The 18,959-nt window shown below is 55.0% G+C and carries 20 protein-coding genes; 16 read left to right on the top strand and 4 right to left on the bottom strand.

The window, feature by feature from the left end:
* From EH228_RS11155 to EH228_RS11135, 5 genes are all read left to right on the top strand, one after another.
* Entirely contained in the window at positions 1 to 282 is a 282-nt protein-coding gene (locus EH228_RS11155) for a PTS sugar transporter subunit IIB (RefSeq protein ID WP_152321740.1), read from the top strand.
* Positions 283 to 423: 141 nt separating this feature from the next.
* Complete coding sequence (locus EH228_RS11150; protein WP_152321739.1) at positions 424 to 1,728, top strand: PTS ascorbate transporter subunit IIC; 1,305 nt, start codon at positions 424 to 426, stop codon at positions 1,726 to 1,728.
* Between the two features lie 16 nt (positions 1,729 to 1,744).
* Complete coding sequence (locus EH228_RS11145) at positions 1,745 to 2,383, top strand: orotidine 5'-phosphate decarboxylase / HUMPS family protein (protein WP_193323327.1); 639 nt, start codon at positions 1,745 to 1,747, stop codon at positions 2,381 to 2,383.
* Between the two features lie 10 nt (positions 2,384 to 2,393).
* A complete protein-coding gene (gene ulaG, locus EH228_RS11140) occupies positions 2,394 to 3,461 on the top strand; it encodes an L-ascorbate 6-phosphate lactonase (RefSeq protein WP_152321737.1) in 1,068 nt (355 codons plus the stop codon).
* A 48-nt stretch (positions 3,462 to 3,509) separates the two neighbouring features.
* On the top strand, positions 3,510 to 5,495 hold the full coding sequence (locus EH228_RS11135) for a PRD domain-containing protein (RefSeq protein ID WP_152321736.1): 1,986 nt from the start codon (positions 3,510 to 3,512) through the stop codon (positions 5,493 to 5,495).
* 142 nt (positions 5,496 to 5,637) lie between these two features.
* Here the strand turns inward: EH228_RS11135 and hpxZ are convergent, their stop codons facing one another.
* The 4 genes from hpxZ to EH228_RS11115 are packed head-to-tail and all read right to left on the bottom strand — an operon-like array spanning position 5,638 to position 9,205.
* A complete protein-coding gene (gene hpxZ / locus EH228_RS11130; protein ID WP_193323326.1) occupies positions 5,638 to 6,024 on the bottom strand; it encodes an oxalurate catabolism protein HpxZ in 387 nt (128 codons plus the stop codon).
* Entirely contained in the window at positions 6,021 to 7,421 is a 1,401-nt protein-coding gene (locus tag EH228_RS11125) for an AtzE family amidohydrolase (protein WP_152321735.1), read from the bottom strand. The genes hpxZ and EH228_RS11125 overlap by 4 nt, the downstream gene beginning before the upstream one ends.
* Positions 7,418 to 7,606 (bottom strand): oxalurate catabolism protein HpxX, encoded by a 189-nt coding sequence (gene hpxX / locus EH228_RS11120; RefSeq protein WP_152321734.1) that lies wholly within the window; start codon positions 7,604 to 7,606, stop codon positions 7,418 to 7,420. The genes EH228_RS11125 and hpxX overlap by 4 nt, the downstream gene beginning before the upstream one ends.
* Before the next feature lie 12 nt (positions 7,607 to 7,618).
* Complete coding sequence (locus tag EH228_RS11115) at positions 7,619 to 9,205, bottom strand: gamma-glutamyltransferase family protein (RefSeq protein WP_152321733.1); 1,587 nt, start codon at positions 9,203 to 9,205, stop codon at positions 7,619 to 7,621.
* A gap of 198 nt (positions 9,206 to 9,403) precedes the next feature.
* Between EH228_RS11115 and hpxU the strand changes: the two genes are divergently transcribed.
* From hpxU to EH228_RS11060, 11 genes are all read left to right on the top strand, one after another.
* A complete protein-coding gene (hpxU, locus tag EH228_RS11110; RefSeq protein ID WP_152321732.1) occupies positions 9,404 to 10,243 on the top strand; it encodes a MurR/RpiR family transcriptional regulator HpxU in 840 nt (279 codons plus the stop codon).
* Positions 10,244 to 10,660: 417 nt separating this feature from the next.
* Positions 10,661 to 11,446 carry a transporter substrate-binding domain-containing protein gene (locus EH228_RS11105; protein WP_152321731.1) on the top strand — a complete coding sequence of 262 codons (786 nt, stop codon included), beginning with the start codon at positions 10,661 to 10,663 and terminating at the stop codon, positions 11,444 to 11,446.
* Positions 11,447 to 11,455: 9 nt separating this feature from the next.
* Entirely contained in the window at positions 11,456 to 12,124 is a 669-nt protein-coding gene (locus EH228_RS11100) for an amino acid ABC transporter permease (RefSeq protein WP_152321730.1), read from the top strand.
* Positions 12,121 to 12,777: an amino acid ABC transporter permease gene (locus EH228_RS11095; protein WP_152321729.1), complete on the top strand. Its 657-nt coding sequence runs from the start codon at positions 12,121 to 12,123 to the stop codon at positions 12,775 to 12,777. The genes EH228_RS11100 and EH228_RS11095 overlap by 4 nt, the downstream gene beginning before the upstream one ends.
* A complete protein-coding gene (locus tag EH228_RS11090) occupies positions 12,758 to 13,495 on the top strand; it encodes an amino acid ABC transporter ATP-binding protein (RefSeq protein ID WP_152321728.1) in 738 nt (245 codons plus the stop codon). Before EH228_RS11095 ends, EH228_RS11090 begins: the two co-directional genes overlap by 20 nt.
* Before the next feature lie 43 nt (positions 13,496 to 13,538).
* Positions 13,539 to 14,777, top strand: coding sequence for a pyridoxal-phosphate-dependent aminotransferase family protein (locus EH228_RS11085; RefSeq protein WP_152321727.1), 1,239 nt, complete (start codon positions 13,539 to 13,541; stop codon positions 14,775 to 14,777).
* Positions 14,777 to 16,036 carry an allantoate amidohydrolase gene (hpxK, locus tag EH228_RS11080; protein ID WP_152321726.1) on the top strand — a complete coding sequence of 420 codons (1,260 nt, stop codon included), beginning with the start codon at positions 14,777 to 14,779 and terminating at the stop codon, positions 16,034 to 16,036. Before EH228_RS11085 ends, hpxK begins: the two co-directional genes overlap by 1 nt.
* 78 nt (positions 16,037 to 16,114) lie before the next feature.
* The gene (uraD, locus tag EH228_RS11075; protein WP_152321725.1) at positions 16,115 to 16,609 is read left to right on the top strand and encodes a 2-oxo-4-hydroxy-4-carboxy-5-ureidoimidazoline decarboxylase; all 495 of its coding nucleotides are present in this window, start codon (positions 16,115 to 16,117) and stop codon (positions 16,607 to 16,609) included.
* Positions 16,606 to 16,941 carry a hydroxyisourate hydrolase gene (uraH, locus tag EH228_RS11070; RefSeq protein WP_152321724.1) on the top strand — a complete coding sequence of 112 codons (336 nt, stop codon included), beginning with the start codon at positions 16,606 to 16,608 and terminating at the stop codon, positions 16,939 to 16,941. Before uraD ends, uraH begins: the two co-directional genes overlap by 4 nt.
* 168 nt (positions 16,942 to 17,109) lie before the next feature.
* Positions 17,110 to 18,438, top strand: coding sequence for a nucleobase:cation symporter-2 family protein (locus EH228_RS11065; protein WP_152321723.1), 1,329 nt, complete (start codon positions 17,110 to 17,112; stop codon positions 18,436 to 18,438).
* Between the two features lie 178 nt (positions 18,439 to 18,616).
* Positions 18,617 to 18,959 (top strand): IS6 family transposase (locus tag EH228_RS11060; RefSeq protein ID WP_152321722.1); only part of this gene is annotated, 343 nt, incomplete at its 3' end.

Below are 18,959 nucleotides of genomic sequence, written 5' to 3'. Positions count from 1 at the left end.
ATGAAAATTGTCTGTGTGTGCGGCATGGGATTAGGGTCCAGCGTCATTGCCAAAATGAATATCGAGCAAGTGCTGAAAAAAATGCAAATCGATGCTCAGGTGGAGACCTGTGATTTAGGCAGTATTCGCAGCATTAACGCGGATGTTTATGTGACCACGCGTGAGTTGGCGGTCACGATGCCCGAAGAATTACACGCTAAAACGTTGGTGCTGACTAATTTTGTTCGCAAAGTAGAAATAGAAAGCAGCCTCGGTGATTACCTGAAAGAAAAGGGATTATAGCCAAAATAATTTGCGTTGCAGCAAGGCAAAAAGTGAAGGGATCCCGACGAGCTTACGGTGTCTGAGGGATGGAGACAGTGCGTCGCCACGTCGTTTGTGGCTTGAAGTATGACGGGGATATAAAACGTTCTGGAGAAGAACATGATGCAAGATATTGTTGGTTTTATTATCTATCAGATATTAGACAAGGCACCGTTGTTTCTGGGACTGATTGCGTTAATCGGGTTGTTGCTTCAGAGAAAGAAAGTCACGGAAGTGATTGATGGTACAGTGAAAACAGTCGTCGGCCTGCTGGTGTTAACCGTGGGGTCGGGGACGTTGCTCAGTTCACTGACTCCGATTATGGGCCAACTCAACAGTACGCTGAATATTCAGGGCGTGCTGCCAGCGAATGAGGCGGCTTTCGGGGTGACGATGTTGCAACTGGCTAACGAGGTCACACTGACCTTTATTCTGGGCTTTCTGCTGCATCTGTTTTTTATCTTTATTATCCCGTTCCGTTGTTGCAAGAACGTCTATCTGACCGTGCATATACAGTTGTTCCTCGCCACCTTTATGGTGCTGTCGTTGCCGGGTGTGCTGGGGATCAGTGGGATGACATTGATTGTCACTGGGGCGGTGCTGTGTGCATTGTACTGGACGCTGACGCCAGCCATTACCCGTAAGCTGGCGCAGCATTTCATCGGTGACGATCTGACGCTTGGGCATCACCAGCAGGCGGGGGCCTGGTTGGCGAGTAAGGTTGCCCGTAGGGTGGGCAATCCTGCGCAGGATGCCGAAATACTCAAGCTTCCGGGATTCCTGTCGATGTTTCGTGATAACACCCTTTCTCTCGCCTTCCTGATGCCGCTGATTTTTCTGGGCATTGGACTGTCGGTTGGGCAGCAGGGGATCAGCGAGTTGAGCGGTAAAACTAACTGGATAGTCTGGTTGTGCATGCAGGGGTTGACCTTCACCGCGGGCGTTGTGGTGCTGTTGGTGGGGGTAAGAATGTTTATCGGCTCAGTGGTGCCTGCCTTTAAAGGCATTTCCGATCGTCTGTTGCCGGATGCCGTACCCGCGCTTGACTGTCCGGCGTTGTTTCCTTACTCCCCGACCGGCGCGATGCTGGGTTTTGTCGCCTCCGTCGCCGGGGCTCTGCTGGTTATGGGGGCCACCATCGTGTTTAACTGCGCCATCATTGTGTTTCCCAGCCCAATAATCATGTTCTTTGACGGCTGTACGATGGGCGTTTTCGGCAATAAATACGGTGGTTACAAAGGAGCGCTGGCTGCCGGACTGGTTACCAGTTTGCTAGCCCATGCCGGAATTATCCTGCTTTATCCCTTGATGGGACCGCTGTTTGGCAGCGGACTGATGTTTTCCAATATTGACTTCACTCTGATCTTTTTACCGCTGTTATATCTGCTGAAATTTATTGGTACCGCATTCGGGCTGGTGCTGTAACCCCCGGGAGGGAATGATGAAAATACAACTGGCGCTGGATTTATTAGATCGGCAACAGGCATTGGCCGTCGTCCGCGAAGCGGGTGCGCAGGTCGATATTATAGAGGTGGGAACCTCGTTACTGAAATGCTGTGGCACCGCTATCGTCAATGAAATCAGGGCTATTTGCCCGAATAAGCCGTTATTTCTGGATATGAAAATTATTGACGGGCCGGAACGGGAGGCGACGTTGATGGCGCACTGTCGCCCGGAATACTACTCAATGCTGGCCGTCGCCAGCGACACGGCAGTGCGCAAAGTGCTGGCTATCGCCGGTGAAAATCAGGCCGAAGTGGTCTTTGATCTGCAATCAGTCAGTAATCCAGTGCAGCGAGCGGTCGAGCTGAAAGCGCTGGGCGCGACGCTGCTGTGTGTGCATAAAAATGCCGATTGTGGCGACGACCCCAACGCGGCTTTCCGCGAATTTACGGACATTCGTGCCGCAACCGGATTACCGATGGCATTGGCGGGGGGCATTTCACTGAACAGCATTGCTGACATCCAGCGGCAGCTGACACCTGAAATTGTCATTGTCGGCGGTGCCATTCTTAACGCCGCCGACCGGGGCCAGGCCGCCAACGCTTTCCGAAAAATAGTCAGTCAGGTTCAGCAATAAGGATATCACTATGAATAATGTAAAAGACATCAGCCGCGAATCATGGATCCTCAATACCTTTCCAGAATGGGGACGCTGGCTGAATGATGAGATTGCCGCTGAACAGGTGGCGGCCGACTCGGTGGCGATGTGGTGGCTGGGGTGCGTCGGGTTGTGGGTGAAAACGCCCGGTAATGCCAACGTCAGTATTGATTTCTGGTGCGGTACGGGTAAACGTCGCAAAGATCTGCCTGCGATGAAACCCAGTCATCAAATGGCCCGGATGAGCGGCGCGCGCATTGCTCAGCCGAACCTGCGTAATACGCCGTTTGTCCTTGATCCATTTGCTATTCGTCAGATTGATGCGGTATTGGCGACGCACTATCATGCCGATCATATCGATATCAATGTGGCGGCCGCAGTACTGCAAAACTGTGGTGAAGACGTGCCTTTTATTGGTCCTCAGGCCTGTGTAGACCTGTGGACGCAGTGGGGAGTGCCGCAGGATCGTTGTCGGGTGGTGAAGCCGGGTGATGTTGTCAGGATAAAGGATATGGAGATCGTTGTGCTGGAGTCCTGTGACCGTACTATTCTGATCACTGATCCGCCGATCCCGCTGGCCGACTGTGATAGCGTGATCCCGGATATGGATCTGCGCTCGGTCAGCTATTTGCTGAAAACGCCGGGCGGCAATATTTATCATTCAGGCGACTCCCACTACTCCAATATGTATGCGCAGCATGGCCGGGCGCACAAAATCGACATTGCGTTGGGTTCATTTGGCGAAAACCCGATTGGTATCACCGACAAAATGACGGCCGTTGATATCCTGCGGATGGCGGAAGCATTACGAACCGAGGTCATTATCCCGGTTCACCATGATATCTGGAGCAATATGCTGGCTGACTGTAACGAAATCCTGACCCTGTATGCTATGCGGCGTGATCGTTTGCAGTATCAGTTTGTTCCGTTTATCTGGCAGCCGGGTGGGAAATTTGTTTATCCTCAGGATAAACATCGCCGGGTCTATCAGCATCCTCGCGGTTTTCCGGATATTTTTGCGGCGGAAACGGACCTGCCTTTCCCTTCGTTTCTTTGAATGGAATCGCTGCCGGTGCTGAATGCACCGGCTGTTAAGAGATAAAGTATGCAACTTGACCACCTTGCTATCACCATTCTAAAAGAAGTGGCGACCGAGCCAGGTTTATCCATTAATGATCTTTGTCAGCGGATCGGTCTGCCGCAACGGAATTTCTACTATCGCTGGGAGAAAATTAACGACTGGCTGTGCCAGCAACATTTTTCGCCACTGACCCGGCAGTCTGACACCGGGTTGCGATTTGGCCTGGGAGAATCTGGTCATATTCTCGCAAAATTGGCTCAGTTAGTGGGCGCGGACTACAAGCTGCGGGCCGATGAGCGACGCGACCATATCTTGCTGTTCCTTGTCTGTCGTCACGCTCCGCGATTTAGCCTGGCGATTTCTCAATTGAATAATGTCAGCCGCAACACCACGCTTCACGATTTGCAGAGGCTGAAAACGTATCTGTGGCGTGAGCATCGCCTGACACTGTCAGCGAGCAAAAAAAACGGTTATTGCATCACCGGCGATATGCTGCGGATCAGGCTATGTGTCATGCAAACGCTGCAACACTCGCTGAAGTACGCGGATACTCAGGCGGAAAAGCGTATCACCGGTATGTTACTGAGCCAGTTGGCAGAGCAGGGCGTATCCGCTGATTGTGCCCGGCAGGCAGCGGAACAGGCGATGACTCTGGCGGAGCAGCATCTCAGACGAGCCTTCACCGACAAAGACCGACGACTGATGCACCTTATGGTGCTGTTTTGTCTGTTGCAGATGTTGCAGGGAAAAGAGGTTATCTTTAGTGCCGCGCAGGTGACCTGGCTACGCCGCAGAGTGGAATGCGAAGCCGCGGCGTTGCTTAATGCCACACTGGCTGACTTGTTGGGATGTCAGGCTGGTGCCAACAACACGCTGTTTTTCTGTTTGCTGCTTTCTACCAGTAAAAGTCTGAACAGTCGACCGGGTGATAGCCGGGAGGATCACCATTTGATGGCCGGTATTCATCGCCTGATTACGGATTTTCAGTCTCTTTCGGGTGTTTATTTTGTCGATATTTCCCAACTGGCGGTACGTTTATTTGCTCATCTTGGTCCGGCGTTGCAGCGCTGTCTGTTCCATATTCACAGTGAGAATGTATTGCGGGAAGAGGTGATCCAGCGTTATCCACTTATTTTCCGATTGTGTCGTCAGGTGATTGCGACGCTTGAGCAGGCGTATCAGGTTGTTTTTAGCGATGATGAACTGAGCTATATAGCGATCAGTTTTGCGGCATGGCTCGATAAACGGCGAGAAACCCGTGAACAGCCCGTCCTGTTGGTCACCGAAGGGGGGGTGTCTTCCACTGCAATCCTGGAAAATCAACTGCGCAATCTGACCATCCTGCCATTAGCGATCGATCATTACTCGGTCAGCCAACTGGAACTACAGGGGATACCCGATAATATTCGTCTGGTGGTGAGTACGGTTGCACTGGCAGCCGATGATTTTCCGGGCGTGACGGTGATGCGTGTTCAGCATATGTTGGGTACGCATGAAAAATGGCAACTGCGTCTGCTTTTGGAAAATGGCGATGATCAGGCATCTCCGGTGGTTAAATCCCGGTATAAAAACAAGCTGGTGGAGTATCTACAGGGGCGAGTCAATTATTGTGGTCGTCATTGCCGCTGGCGTGCCGCTGTTCAACTTGCGGCGCGGCCATTGCTGGAACAGGGAGTGATTGGCCAGCAATATGTTGCACAAATAGTGGAGACGATTGAACGGGAAGGGGTGAATCGCTATCTGTCGTCCCGGATTTTACTGCTCCATGCCGAACCGCCAGCGCAAGGAGGAAGCGGCGCGCTTTCTTTACTGAAACTCAAGCATCCGCTGCAATTTGATGATGTGTCGGTGAGTATTAATCCGTTACTGATGATTATCCTGGTGCCTTCCTGCAATCTGGCGCACATCGGCCTGCTGGAAGCGCTAAATGAGGTGGTCAGTGATGAGGTTAGGCTGGCGCAATTGCTACAGGCCAGCTCTCGTGGCGCGGTGTTGGCTGCGATCCGCTGAAAAAAAGCAGGGGGCGTTATCTTGTTGCTCTGATAACACCCCATACCATGTAAGAGGGTACGGGGTGGCGTATCCCGGACCGTATGCCGTTGATCAAACCGAATACAGTAAGCGGATCTTGACCCGCCATCGCCAGTCGTATTTAGCTCATCAGACTGACCTGTGCCGCGACAATACGCCAGCCGCAGGGCAGTTTTACCCAGGTCTGTTGTTGGCGGCCAATCTTGTCGCTGCCTTCACGAGTGAACTCGGTACTGCACACTGCGTAATCTTCTCCGAAGGTGCTGATCACCGTGTTACGTAACTCGCGATCCAGCCCCTGCGCCGGGCGGGCGGCACGGAAAGCGCGAATTGCATCAATACCGTATAAATTTTCTCCGGCGCCCAGCCGGACGGTGCGGCTGTCATGCCAGAACAGTTCGTCCAGCACCACGGTATTGTTCGTGATTAATGCTTCTTCATAGCGATAAAAGGCGGCGGTAACTTCAGCCAGGATCGCCGGGCGGTCAATGTATTCAGTTTTCATCATGATGCACTCAGGTTAGCAGGCAGCGCGCGGGCAATACCCGCTTGTTCCAACGTCCAGGCGGCGCGCAGGCAGGCTTCTTCTTTGAACGGTGCGGCAATCAGTTGCAGGCCAATCGGCAGGCCATGCGATGTTTGCAACGGCACGGTCGTGACCGGCAGACCGAGGAAGGAGATCGGCTGCGTCAATATCCCCATACTGGCGCGGATCGGCAAATCAGTCCCATTGACAGGCATCGTTTCCTGGCCGATAGAGGTTGCGCTGACTGGTGTGGCGGGGGCGATCAGTACGTCAAACTGTTCAAACAGCGGCAGCACCTGCTGACGGAAATAATGACGGAAGCGTTGCGCCTGAATATACCAGGCGGCAGGCACCATGGCGCCGGCGAGCAGGCGCTCGCGAGAGCGCGGTTCAAAGCGTTCGGGATTACTGCGCAGGGCCGGTAGATAGTGATTGCCGCCCTCAGAGGCGGAGATGATAAATGCCGCATTACGCGCCAGTTCGGCTTCAGGCAGCATGACCTCATCCTGCGCATTCAGCACTTTTGCCGCTGTTGCCACGGCGATGCGGGCATCCTCGCTGCACCAGGTCTGGAAATAGCCGCCCAGCACGCCGCAGCGCAAACCGTCCAGCCCGTGTTCCAGCAAACGGTGGGTGGGATGAAGGGCTTTTTCGGCCTGGAAACTGTCCTGCGGATCGCGGCCTTGCAATGCATCGTAAACCAGCGCCAGATCTTCTGTGGAACGGGCAAACGGACCAATGTGATCCAGGCTGGCGACAAATGGATGGCTACCGCTGCGGGAAAGTCGGCCAAAGGTTGGTTTCATGCCGAAGATACCGCAGAGTGACGCGGGCACACGGATCGACCCATTGGTATCGCTGCCGAGAGAGAAGTGAACCAGACCGGCGGCGACAGCTGCCGCTGAGCCGCCAGAGGACCCCCCGGCAATCCGGCTCAGGTCACGTGGGTTTTTGGTTGCGCCGTAATGACTGTTTTCGGTAGTGAAACCGTAAGCATAAGCATCCATATTCAGCATGCCGGACAGCAGGGCGCCGGCTTCCGCCAGTTTGTGTACCGCCCAGCTATCTTGCCGGGCCGCCGGACGTTCGCTGAACAGTCTGGCGCCGGCCAGTGTGGTATGACCGGCGACATCAAACAGATTTTTTACCGCATAAGGGATCGCGGCCAGTTCAGGCAGCGGCAAACCGTCTTTACGCAGGCGATCAATGCGGTCGGCTTCCTGTAGCATGCGATGTTGAGTGATATCAGTCCAGGCGTTGATGAGCGGATTTTGCTGCTCAATCGCCTGCAAGGTTTGCTGGGCAATCTCCCGCGCGCTGAGTTCGCCTTTCGCCAGCGCAGTCTTGAGCCCGGCAATAGATAACGTGGCAAGGCTCATGCTTTGTATACCCCCGCGACTTCCAGACGATCATCAAGCGGAAAGGCCATCAGTGGTTCCGCCATACCGGCGATACGGGTGAAATGTACCAACAGTTCAGCGCGGCGCTGCTCATCAAGCGTGACGCCCAGCACCTGTTCCATCTGTGCCAGCCAGGTTGCCCAGTCGGGCGAAGTTTGTTTCATGGTTCTCTCCTGTTAAAAACCAGCCGCGCTGCCGTTGCTGCGCGGGTCACATGCGCCTTCCAGCATGCCGTTGGTATGTCGGACAATCGCCCCGGCGTGGCCGACGGCTTCGCTGAAGTCAGGCAATGTTTCGACGTCATGGCCCAGCGCCCGCAGTTGATCAAAGGTTTCAGCGGTAAAGCGACCTTCCAGCTTCAGTGAATCAGACGACTGCCCCCAGGTGCGGCCCAGCAACCAACGCGGGGCGCTGACACATGTCTGCAGCGGCATGCCCTGTAATACATAGCGGGTGAAAATAGCCGCCTGAGTTTGTGGCTGGCCGTCACCGCCCATTGAACCGTAAACCATTACCCGGCCATCATTCAGACGTGCGGCGGCAGGATTCAGGGTATGGAATGGCTGTTTGCCTGGCGCCAGCGCCAACAGGTGATCGGGATCGAGGCTGAAGGCCGCTCCACGGTTCTGCCAGGTAATGCCGGTGCGCGGGATTACCACACCACTGCCGAACTCGTGATAAATGCTTTGAATAAACGAGACAGCCAACCCGCTGCTGTCCATCACCCCCATCCACACGGTATCGCCTGGGCCTTTTCCGCTCCCCCATGGTGCGGCGTGTTGCAGATCGATTTTTCCCGCCAGGGTCGCCAGGAGATCAGAATCCAGCAGTGTTTGCATCTGTTGCTGCATCTCGCGTGGATCGGTGAGGTATTGATCACGCAGGCCGAAGGCCAGTTTTGTCGCTTCCACAATGCGGTGGATGGTCTGCGCGTCATCGGCTTCGGCCATGTTCAGGTGGTCGGTAATACCGAGAATGGCCAGTGAAACCAGTCCCTGAGTGGGGGGCGGCATATTGAAGATGTCACCGGACTGGTGCGCAATGCGCAGTGGCGTCCGGCGTTTGGCGTGGTGCTGGTGGAGATCTTCAAGGGTGACTGGCATGCCTAACGCCGACATCTCACTCGCCAACTGGCTCGCCAGTGAGCCGCGATAGAAACTATCTAATCCCTGTTCCGTCAGAATACCCAGCGTGTTAGCCAGATCCGGCTGAGTAAAGCGACTGCCAACAGGGGGGATTTCGCCCTCCGGCAAAAAGGTGCTGGCAAAGCCAGGTTGATGCACCAGTTCGTGATATTTGCTCTGGGTGGCGGCAGCCTGCGACGGAGTAACGGGAATACCGTCAGCGGCGTAGCGGATAGCATCGGCCAGCAGGCGTGAAACCGGTTTGACGTTGCCGGTCAATTCCCCGGAGACTTTCAGCGCTTCAGCCCAGCCACTGACTGTTCCGGCGACGGTCAGTGCCGCTTTTACTCCACGGTGAGGGATAGCGGTTGCCCCAGCATAGAAGCTGAAGTCGGCCAGCGAACCTGCCGCGCCGCTGGCATCAATGGCGATTGGAGAACCTTTTGGCGGGACAATCAGCCAGAAACCATCGCCGCCCAGTCCATTCATGTGCGGATAGACGACCGCGATTGTGGCGGCGGCGGCGACCATCGCTTCAATGGCGTTGCCGCCTTCGCGTAATACAGCCAGCGCACTTTCGCTGGCCAGATGATGCGGCGTTACGACCATACCGAGCGGCGCGATATTACTTTGGATCATCATAGTCTCATTTTTTCGGGGTACAGGAGATAACTGAAGCAAGAGATGTTCCAGTTTGTCGGAGGGGTAAAAAATGTCAGCACGGGTCCAACACGCCAGTGGTTTGAACGATGAGTGGGATAAACGAAAAAATTTTCACCTGGTGTGTTATTTGTATAGGCTATGTCTCCTGAAACGAAAGTTACAAAGGCCGATGTTATGAAGCAGCTTGATGAGCGTTTGAGAAGTCACTATCCGCAGCTTTCTCCTCAGGAACAACGTGTGTCTGATTTCGTTTTCGATCATTTCGACGACCTGATCAGCTATAACAGCGCGGAACTGGCGCGGCTCAGCGGTGTCTCCAAGGCGACGGTCAGTCGTCTGTTCAAACGCCTCGGCTATGAAAAATACAAGGATATGCGTGACGAGCTGCGTACTCTGCGCCAGAGCGGCATGCCGCTGACCGATAATCGGGATGCGGTACAGGGCAACACACTGCTGGCCCGTCACTATAAGCAGGAGATGGCCAATCTCACTCAGTGGGTGAACAGTGTTGACGCTGCGCAGTTTAGCGAAGTAGTGCAACAACTGGTTAGCAAAAAACGGATATTTATCATTGGGATGCGGAATGCCTATCCGGTAGCGCTGCATTTTCGTCAGCAGTTGTTGCAAGCGCGAAGCGGTATTCGGCTATTGCCGCAGCCAGGGCAGACGCTGTCGGAAGAACTGGCCGGGGTGACACCGGACGATATGGTGGTGGTGATGGCTTTTCGTCGTCGTCCACGGATTATCAAACCGTTATTACAGCAACTACAAAATGACAAGATCCCGACGCTGGTGATGTGTGAACCCCAGGCGCAGGCGGTGATGGCGTTGGCCCGCTGGCAACTTTGCGCGCCGCTGGATAGCGTTTCCGCTTTTGACAGCTACGCCTCGGCAAACAGTTTAATCAACCTGCTGGCTAACGCTGTATTACATGAATCGTTGAGTGAAGGCCGTCAACGTATTCATCAAATTGCTGACCTTTACCGCCACCTGGATGAGCTGGAGCAACGCTAATGGGGCGCCATTTTGGTGCACTGCTTTTTATTGGTGCGAAATATGAGTCATTGGGTTCGTAATTATATATTATGCAACCAATGTTTCTTTGTCAGGGACTGGCATTGATACTGCTGCTGATCTATGACCCGTCACCACACTTCTGCCTCCTTCATCGTATTCCCTCCGTTTCACCACCGCGAAATATCGACATTTATCCTTGTGATACTTCAGGTTGCCGTGGTGGACGACACCCATTAACGCCAGTCACTGGGCTTATCTACTCCTCCTGGAACACTCTCTTTTGCCGCTTTTATGCCATTTGAGGCTGGCGGCCAAAAATAATTAGTGTGTTTTTGACCTCGCTGGCACATTAGTTGCAAATATGTATTTAAAGAATCTTTCGTTTCATAAACGCCATCACCGGGGAAGAAAAAAATGAAAAAAGTATTACTGGCAGTGTTAGGCGCGGCGCTGATGTTGACTCAGATGACATTAGCCCGGGCGGATCAACTACAGGACATTGAAAAACGTGGCGTTATTCGCATTGCCGTGCCGCAGGATTTCCCCCCGTTTGGTTCGGTGGGGACTGACTTGCAACCACAGGGATACGACATAGATATGGCGAAATACCTGGCTAAACAGATGAAACTTAAATTGCAGTTGGTACCGGTCACCAGCGCCAATCGGGTGCCTTATCTGCAGACTGACAAGGTTGATCTGGTGATCTCCAGCCTGGGTAAAAACCCGGAGCGTGAAAAAGTGATCGCTTTTAGCCGTGCTTATGCGCCGTTTTTCCTCGGCGTGTTTGGTCCGAAAGACGTTGAACTGAAAGATGCTGCCGGACTGAGCGGCAAATCAGTCGGTGTTACTCGCGGGGCGGTGGAGGACCTGGTGCTGACCGATGTCGCGCCGAAAGACGCACAATTGAAGCGTTATGAAGATAACAATACCACGCTGTCCGCTTATCTCTCCGGCCAGGTGCAGTTTGTGGCGACCGGTAACCTGGTGGTGGCGGCGATTGCCCGCCAGAACCCGGACAAGGCACCAGTCGCGAAATTTATGCTGAAAGATTCTCCGTGTTTTATCGGTATGCGCAAAGACGAACCGGCTCTGAAGGCGAAAGTGGATGCGCTGATTGAGCAGGCAATTAATGACAAGACGTTGAACGGCTTATCTGAACAGTGGCTGAAAGCGCCATTACCGGCAGATCTCGGCGCGTAAGGGCAGGCAATGATTGAACAGCTCAATTTTCCCGCGCTGTGGCCGTACTGGCCTGAACTGCTTGCCGGGTTGTGGGTCACCATCCAGTTGACGGTATTGGCGACCATCGGTGGGGTGGCGTTGGGTATTCTGGGCGCGGCGTTGCGCAGTGGCAGACCTTCACTACTCAGCCGCCTGTGGGGCGGCTATGTTGAGTTAATTCGTAACACGCCATTTGTGGTCCAGTTGTTTTTTATCGTGTTTGGCTTGCCGAATCTGGGGCTGAAGCTGACTGCGGGTGAAGCCGCATTGTTGGCGATGCTGGTGAACCTTGGCGCTTACAGCACTGAAATCATCCGTGCCGGGATCCAGGTCACCCCGAAAGGGCAGTGGGAAGCCGGGCGGGTACTGGGCCTGACTCGTTCGCAGACTTTCCTGCGAGTGGTATTGCCCCCGTCACTAAAGCGCATTTATCCGGCGCTGGTCAGTCAGTGCATCATTGTGATGCTGGGTTCGTCAGTGGTATCGCAAGTCTCATATGAAGAGCTGACCTTTGCCGCGAACCTGATCCAGTCGCGTACCTTTTTAAGCTTTGAGGTTTATCTGGTGGCGACGTTTATCTATCTCGTATTGTCGATAGTGATGCGGCAACTGTTGCTGGCGGCTGGACGCAAATGGTTGGGAGTGACGCCAGAATGACGACATTTACCGACTGGGACATCCTGCGCAATTTGCTGCTGGCGGCGCGTTGGACTCTGCTGTTATCACTGACCGCCTTCTGCGGCGGTACGGTGGTCGCGTTGCCGCTGGTCATGCTTCGGTTGACGGGGCGCCGCTGGCCTAACCGATTGATTCGCGGTTATATCGAACTGTTCCAGGGCACGCCGCTACTGATGCAGTTGTTTCTGGCTTTTTTCGGCGTGGCGTTGTTTGGCGTGGATGTGTCGCCATGGACCGCAGCTTCGCTGGCGTTGACGTTTTATACCAGCGCGTTTTTGGTGGATATCTGGCATGGCAGTATCAGAGCGCTGCCGAAAGGACAATGGGAAGCCAGTCGCTGCCTGGGATTGAATTTTACCCAGACGCTGTATCGCGTGATTCTGCCGCAGGCTCTGCGGATTGCCATCGCCCCCACGGTGGGGTTTGCCGTACAGGTTGTAAAAGGTACGGCGCTGGCTTCGATTATCGGCTTTGTCGAGTTGACCAAAGCGGGCACCATCCTCAATAACGTAACCTATCAACCCTTCAAAGTATTCGGGCTGGTAGCGCTGGGCTACTTCCTGATGTGTTATCCGCTGTCCCGTTACAGCCAGTACCTGGAGAAGAAATTTAATGCCGCTCATCACCATTAATCAGGTGCAGAAATATTACGGTGATAACCACGTGTTGAAAGGCGTGGATCTCGACGTGGAAATAGGGGAAGTGATCTCGATTATTGGCCGTAGCGGATCAGGTAAAAGTACCCTGCTGCGTTGCATTAATGGGCTGGAAGGCTATCAGGAAGGCAGCATCAAACTGGGTGGCATGACCATTACCGATCGTGATTCTCAGGCGCGAGAAATTAGCCGTTCGGTCGGCATGGTGTTCCAGAACTTTAATCTGTTCCCCCATATGACCGCACTGGAAAATGTCATGCTGGCACCTAAGTGTGTGCTGAAGAAAAAAGAAGCTGAATGCCGGGCGCTGGCAGTACAGATGCTGGAGAAAGTCGGTCTGGGCGACCGGATAGATTATTACCCAGCCAACCTTTCTGGTGGGCAACAGCAACGTGTGGCGATTGCCCGGGCGCTGGCGATGTCACCGAAAGTATTATTGTGCGATGAAATTACCTCCGCTCTCGATCCCGAATTGGTTGGGGAAGTGCTGAAGGTGCTGGAGCAGTTGGCGAAAGAAGGGATGACACTGATCCTGGTGACCCATGAAATGAATTTCGCCCGTGAAGTGGGTGATCGCGTGGTATTTATGCATCAGGGGCGCGTGTGGGAGCAGGGGGACAGTAAAACTGTGTTCGCCAGCCCACAAACTACTGAGCTGAAACAGTTTATCTCATCGGTGCGCGGTCTTAGCTGAGCGTATCGTGTTTATAAGAGAAGCGAGAAGAAGGATAGAACAGATGGATTTAGCCAAGTACCCGCAGATTAATCCGCCACAGCGTTTGCTGATGGGCCCGGGGCCGATCAATGCCGATCCGCGCGTGTTGCGAGCCATGTCCAGCCAGTTGATCGGCCAGTACGATCCGGCGATGACGCACTACATGAACGAAGTGATGGAACTGTATCGTGGCGTATTTCGTACGCAGAATCGCTGGACGATGCTGGTAGATGGAACGTCTCGTGCCGGGATCGAGGCAATCCTGCTGTCGGTTATTCGCCCCGGCGATAAAGTACTGGTGCCGGTCTTCGGCCGCTTTGGACATTTGCTGTGTGAGATAGCCCGTCGCTGCCGTGCCGAGGTACAGACTATTGATGCGCCATGGGGTGAAGTCTTCAGCCCGGATCAGATTGAAGACGCGATCAAAACCGTGCGCCCACGCCTGTTGCTGACGGTGCAGGGCGACACTTCGACAACCATGCTGCAGCCTCTGGAAGCGTTGGGCGCGATTTGTAAAAAGTACGGTGTGTTGTTCTATACCGATGCCACTGCGTCGTTGGCCGGTAATACTTTGGAAACCGATGCCTGGGGACTGGATGCGGTTTCCGCCGGGATGCAGAAATGCCTCGGTGGTTCATCCGGTACCTCGCCAGTCACGCTTAGTGCTGAGATGGCGGCGGTCATCCGCCAGCGTAAATGTGTGGAAGAAGGGATCCGTACCGCCGCGCATCAGGATGGCGATGACGAGATGATCTACTCCAACTATTTCGACCTCGGCATGATCATGGATTACTGGGGGCCGGAACGTCTTAATCACCATACGGAAGCGACCTCCGCCCTGTTTGGCGCACGTGAATGTGCGCGACTGATCCTGCAGGAAGGCCTGGATAACGGCATTGCCCGCCACAAGTTGCATGGCGATGCGTTATTGAAGGGGATCCAGGGCATGGGGCTGGATACCTTCGGGAACCTGAAACACAAAATGAATAATGTGCTTGGCGTGGTAATCCCGCCGGGCATCAATGGTGATCAGGTGCGCAAACTGTTGCTGGAAGATTTCGGCATTGAGATTGGTACCTCGTTCGGGCCGCTGCACGGCAAGGTCTGGCGTATTGGCACCATGGGTTATAACGCCCGTAAAGACTGTGTGATGCAGACGTTAAGCGCCCTGGAGTCAGTGCTGAACTATCTGGGGTTCAACACCACTCAGGGTGCGGCCATGCAGGCAGCCTGGGACCATTACGCCAATGGGAGTTGCTGATGAGTGACGGCCTGATGTGTGCGACACAGGCGGCACAGGCGGCCGCCAGGGTGATGGCTCGCTGCGATCAATTGGCAGAAATCAGCGAAACGCCGGGGTTTCTGACCCGTGTGTATCTCTCTTCGGAGCATCTGCGCGCCAACGCGCTAGTCGGGGAATGGATGGCGGCGGCAGGGATGACCGTCTGGCAGGACAGCGTCGGCAATATTTGTGGTCGCTACGAAGGTCTTAAACCGGGAGCGCCCGCGCTGTTACTGGGTTCCCATCTGGATACGGTCCGGAACGCCGGACGTTTTGACGGCATGCTCGGCGTGCTGACGGCGATTGAAATCGTGCAGTCGCTACAGGCCGCAGGTCAACGGCTGCCGCTGGCGGTGGAGATCATTGGTTTTGGCGATGAAGAAGGCACTCGTTTTGGCATTACCCTGCTGGGCAGTCGGGGGATTACCGGCACCTGGCCTGACAGTTGGATAGCGCATCCTGATGATGACGGCATCACTGTCGCGCAAGCGATGGCGGCTGTTGGACTGGATGCCAGCGCTGTGCGGCAGGCGGCGCGTGAAGTGAAAGACATTGTCGCCTATCTGGAACTGCATATTGAGCAGGGGCCTTGCCTTGAACGGGAAGAACTGCCGTTGGGAGTGGTGACGGCCATCAATGGCGCCCACCGTCTGAACTGTCGCTTTGTCGGCGAGGCGGGTCATGCGGGAACAGTACCGATGACCCACCGTAAAGACGCCCTGGCGGCGGCGGCCGAATGGATGGTGTTTATTGAGCAGATCACCCCGCAGCACAGTCCTCAACTGGTCGCGACGGTTGGCTCATTACAGTGCTCGCCCGGCGCGGTAAATGTTATCCCCGGCGAGGTAGCACTGACGCTGGATGTTCGGGGACCGGAAGATCAACCGCTGGCGACCCTGCTGTCTGCGTTGCTGAGCAAGGCGGAAGCTATTGCCCGGCGTCGGGGACTGATCTTCAGTGCTGAAGAGTATTATCACATCCCGGCGACCCGCTGTGATGCAGGATTGCAGGCTGCGCTGAACCGTGCGGTAACCGCGGTTCAGGGCCGTAGCCTGTTGCTGCCAAGCGGGGCAGGACACGATGCTATTGCTATCGCTGAGCGTTGGCCCGTGGGGATGTTGTTCGTGCGCTGTGACCGTGGCATCAGCCATCATCCGGCAGAATCGGTGATGGAGAAAGACGTCGCCAGCGCGATCCAGGCCTATGATCGGGTGGTGCGTGATGTTGCTACAACGTGAAGGAAGGCATTCCTCTGACACATTCCTGGATGAATATCATGGCGGAAAGGTATGCCGCCAGTTGGAGCGGAGCGACAAATGAAACTGGAACAATTTAATCAGGTATCGATAGCTGAGGCAAAAAAGCAGATAGCCCACTGCGTGGCATTGCATGACTGGGTTACGGCGCTGGTCGCACAGCGGCCTTTTGCCTCGCTGGAGGCACTGTTGCAATGTGGCGATAACCTGGCCCGGCAGTGGGACGCCCGGTCACTGGCCCAGGCACTGTCAGCCCATCCACGCATTGGCGAGAAGGCGCAGGGCCAGGCGAAAGAAGCGGCATTATCCCTGGGGGAGCAGTCTGGCGTTAACGTTGACGACCATCCGCTGAAGCAGGCGCTGAAAGCGGGGAATGCGGCTTATGAACAACGTTTTGGTCAGGTGTTTTTGATTCGCGCCAAAGGGCGTAGCGGCGAAGAGATTCTGTCAGAACTGCAGCGCCGTCTGGCGAACGACCCACAGCGGGAACTGCAGGAGGCGCTTGATCAGTTACGGGAAATCACGCTGTTGCGTCTGAAGGAGACATTTCAATGAGTACCATCACCACCCACATTCTTGACACCGCGCTGGGTAAACCGGCGATTGGTGTAGTGGTTTCTCTGGAGCAGAACAGTAGTCAGGGCTGGCTGCCGATTGCTCAGGGGAATACCGACGCCGAAGGGCGAATTAACGGTCTGACACCAGAGTCGTTGGCGCCCGGACATTACCGTTTGATTGCCGAAATCGGCGCTTACTTCGCGGCCTCTGGGCGCGATACGCTCTATGTCAGTGCGCAGATTGATTTTGTGCTGTCGGAAACGGGCAGTCATTATCATCTGCCGTTTCTGATATCACCCTGGTCATGGTCCACCTACCGGGGCTGTTGATACCCCCTGCATAGCTTCACGTTGCAAGATCGTTGGTTGTATGAGCGACCCCAGGCATAAGCGCCTGGGCATTTGCTCGCGGACCATCTTCCTGCGGCCAGGATGATTAGGTTGGGATTATTGTGAGACGGAGCCTGCTGCGGTGGGATAAGCATTGAAGGGGAAAACATGAGTATCAGGCCAGAAGATACGCGTTATCCGGCAGGGAAATCCCTTGTCTGGGGAGTGCAACATGTGCTCACCATGTACGGCGGCATTATCGCGCCCCCGTTGATTATTGGGTCCGCCGCCGGGTTGCATGCTGCCGAGCTGGGGATGTTGGTGACTGCCGCGCTGTTCATTAGCGGTTGTGCTACCTTGCTGCAGGCATTGGGTGTGCCTGGTTTTGGCGCTCGCCTGCCGTTGGTGCAGGGCGTCTCCTTTGCCGGCGTAGCGACGATGGTAACGTTGGTGAGCGGCGGCGGTGGGTTGCCTGTGGTGTTCGGCGCGGTGATTGCTTCATCGCTGGCAGGGCTGCTGATTGCCCCATTGTTTGCGCATATCATTCGTTTTTTCCCGCCAGTCGTGACCGGGACGGTGATTACGGCCATTGGACTGTCGCTGATGCCGGTGGCTGCTCGTTGGGCGATGGGCGGAAATCCATCTGCGCCAGAATGGGGTTCAACGACGAATATTGGTCTGGCCGCGTTGACGCTGGGGATAGTGCTGCTGCTGAACCGCATTGGTAACAGTGCGGTGAAAAGACTGGCGGTGCTGCTGGCGATGGTACTGGGGACCCTGTTTGCTGTAGCCACGGGTAAAACCCATTTTTCTGCGGTGCTCCATGGCGATCTGGTGGCGTTGCCGGGAGTGCTGAGTTTCGGCATGCCAGTGTTTGATTTGGCGTCTATTTTGTCGATGATGTTGATTGTGCTGGTACTGTTAACGGAAACCACCGCCGGACTGATCGCCATTGGGGAAATTGTCGGCTCGAACGTGGATGGCAAACGTATCGCTAATGGTCTGCGGGCGGATATGCTGACCAGCGCGTTGGCGCCCCTGTTTAACTCCTTCCCTCAGAGCGCGTTTGCGCAGAATATCGGGCTGGTGGCGATGACCGGCATTAAAAGCCGCTACGTGGTGGCGGCGGGCGGCGTGATCCTGGTACTGCTGGGCTGCCTGCCGATACTGGGCAGAATCGTGGCGGCGGTGCCGATGCCGGTCCTGGGGGGCGCAGGCGTGGTGCTGTTTGGCACAGTGGCGGCCAGCGGCATCCGTACATTGGCTAAAGTGGATTACAAAGAGAACATGAATCTGGTGGTGGTGGCGACCTCTATCGCCTTCGGCATGATCCCGATAGTGATGCCTTCGTTTTACGACCAGTTCCCCAACTGGGTTCGCACCATTTTCCATTCTGGCATTAGCGCCGCCTGCCTGGCCTCGGTCACCCTGAACCTGGTCTTTAACCGGGTGGCGAAGCGCCCGGTCAGCGTACAACCTTCACGGGATAGCGTCTGAACTGCGCCACCCGCAACCAACGGGTGGCCTTTTTACGTCCCTACCAGTAGTGCTGGTTATTTCACGCTTTAAACCGTGATGACTACCAGCACTGTAAACAACAAGGCGACATAAATTGGTTCTGTCGCATTAAGCAGACATTCTGGTAATCTACTGTTTTTTTATGATATTGCTGACCATGCCCCTGATCCAAAAATCCTTCAAACGCCTGCATTATCCCGTCGATATAATTGCTCAGTGTGTACGCTGGTATCTGGCTTATGCCCTGAGCCTGCGCAATCTGGAGGAGATGATGGCAGAGCGGGGTATCATCGTCGATCATTCCACGCTTCACCGCTGGGTCATTCGTCTTGTCCCGCTGCTGGATAAGGCGTTCCGTCGGCATAAACGTGCCGCGGGGCGCCGGTGGCGAATGGATGAAACGGACATCAGGGTCAGGGGCCAGTGGAAATACCGGTACCGTGCAGTCGATACTGAAGCTCAGACCATCGACTTTTTGCTGACGGCTAAACGGGATGCCG

The sequence above is a fragment of the Erwinia endophytica genome (assembly GCF_009295515.1).
GTDB lineage: Bacteria > Pseudomonadota > Gammaproteobacteria > Enterobacterales > Enterobacteriaceae > Erwinia > Erwinia endophytica.
Note: the sequence above shows the minus strand (reverse complement) of the source record. Positions and strands in the feature narration are given on the sequence as shown.

Bases quoted from the DNA above. Each gene is read 5' to 3' on its own strand.
- EH228_RS11115 (WP_152321733.1), bottom strand. From the start codon at position 9,205: ATGATCCAAAGTAATATCGCGCCGCTCGGTATGGTCGTAACGCCGCAT.
- EH228_RS11085 (WP_152321727.1), top strand. From the start codon at position 13,539: ATGGATTTAGCCAAGTACCCGCAGATTAATCCGCCACAGCGTTTGCTG.
- EH228_RS11090 (WP_152321728.1), top strand. From the start codon at position 12,758: ATGCCGCTCATCACCATTAATCAGGTGCAGAAATATTACGGTGATAAC.
- EH228_RS11095 (WP_152321729.1), top strand. From the start codon at position 12,121: ATGACGACATTTACCGACTGGGACATCCTGCGCAATTTGCTGCTGGCG.
- EH228_RS11150 (WP_152321739.1), top strand. From the start codon at position 424: ATGATGCAAGATATTGTTGGTTTTATTATCTATCAGATATTAGACAAG.
- hpxX (WP_152321734.1), bottom strand. From the start codon at position 7,606: ATGAAACAAACTTCGCCCGACTGGGCAACCTGGCTGGCACAGATGGAA.
- EH228_RS11145 (WP_193323327.1), top strand. From the start codon at position 1,745: ATGAAAATACAACTGGCGCTGGATTTATTAGATCGGCAACAGGCATTG.
- uraD (WP_152321725.1), top strand. From the start codon at position 16,115: ATGAAACTGGAACAATTTAATCAGGTATCGATAGCTGAGGCAAAAAAG.
- hpxU (WP_152321732.1), top strand. From the start codon at position 9,404: ATGAAGCAGCTTGATGAGCGTTTGAGAAGTCACTATCCGCAGCTTTCT.
- hpxZ (WP_193323326.1), bottom strand. From the start codon at position 6,024: ATGATGAAAACTGAATACATTGACCGCCCGGCGATCCTGGCTGAAGTT.
- hpxK (WP_152321726.1), top strand. From the start codon at position 14,777: ATGAGTGACGGCCTGATGTGTGCGACACAGGCGGCACAGGCGGCCGCC.
- EH228_RS11065 (WP_152321723.1), top strand. From the start codon at position 17,110: ATGAGTATCAGGCCAGAAGATACGCGTTATCCGGCAGGGAAATCCCTT.
- ulaG (WP_152321737.1), top strand. From the start codon at position 2,394: ATGAATAATGTAAAAGACATCAGCCGCGAATCATGGATCCTCAATACC.
- EH228_RS11155 (WP_152321740.1), top strand. From the start codon at position 1: ATGAAAATTGTCTGTGTGTGCGGCATGGGATTAGGGTCCAGCGTCATT.
- EH228_RS11100 (WP_152321730.1), top strand. From the start codon at position 11,456: ATGATTGAACAGCTCAATTTTCCCGCGCTGTGGCCGTACTGGCCTGAA.
- EH228_RS11105 (WP_152321731.1), top strand. From the start codon at position 10,661: ATGAAAAAAGTATTACTGGCAGTGTTAGGCGCGGCGCTGATGTTGACT.
- EH228_RS11135 (WP_152321736.1), top strand. From the start codon at position 3,510: ATGCAACTTGACCACCTTGCTATCACCATTCTAAAAGAAGTGGCGACC.
- EH228_RS11125 (WP_152321735.1), bottom strand. From the start codon at position 7,421: ATGAGCCTTGCCACGTTATCTATTGCCGGGCTCAAGACTGCGCTGGCG.
- uraH (WP_152321724.1), top strand. From the start codon at position 16,606: ATGAGTACCATCACCACCCACATTCTTGACACCGCGCTGGGTAAACCG.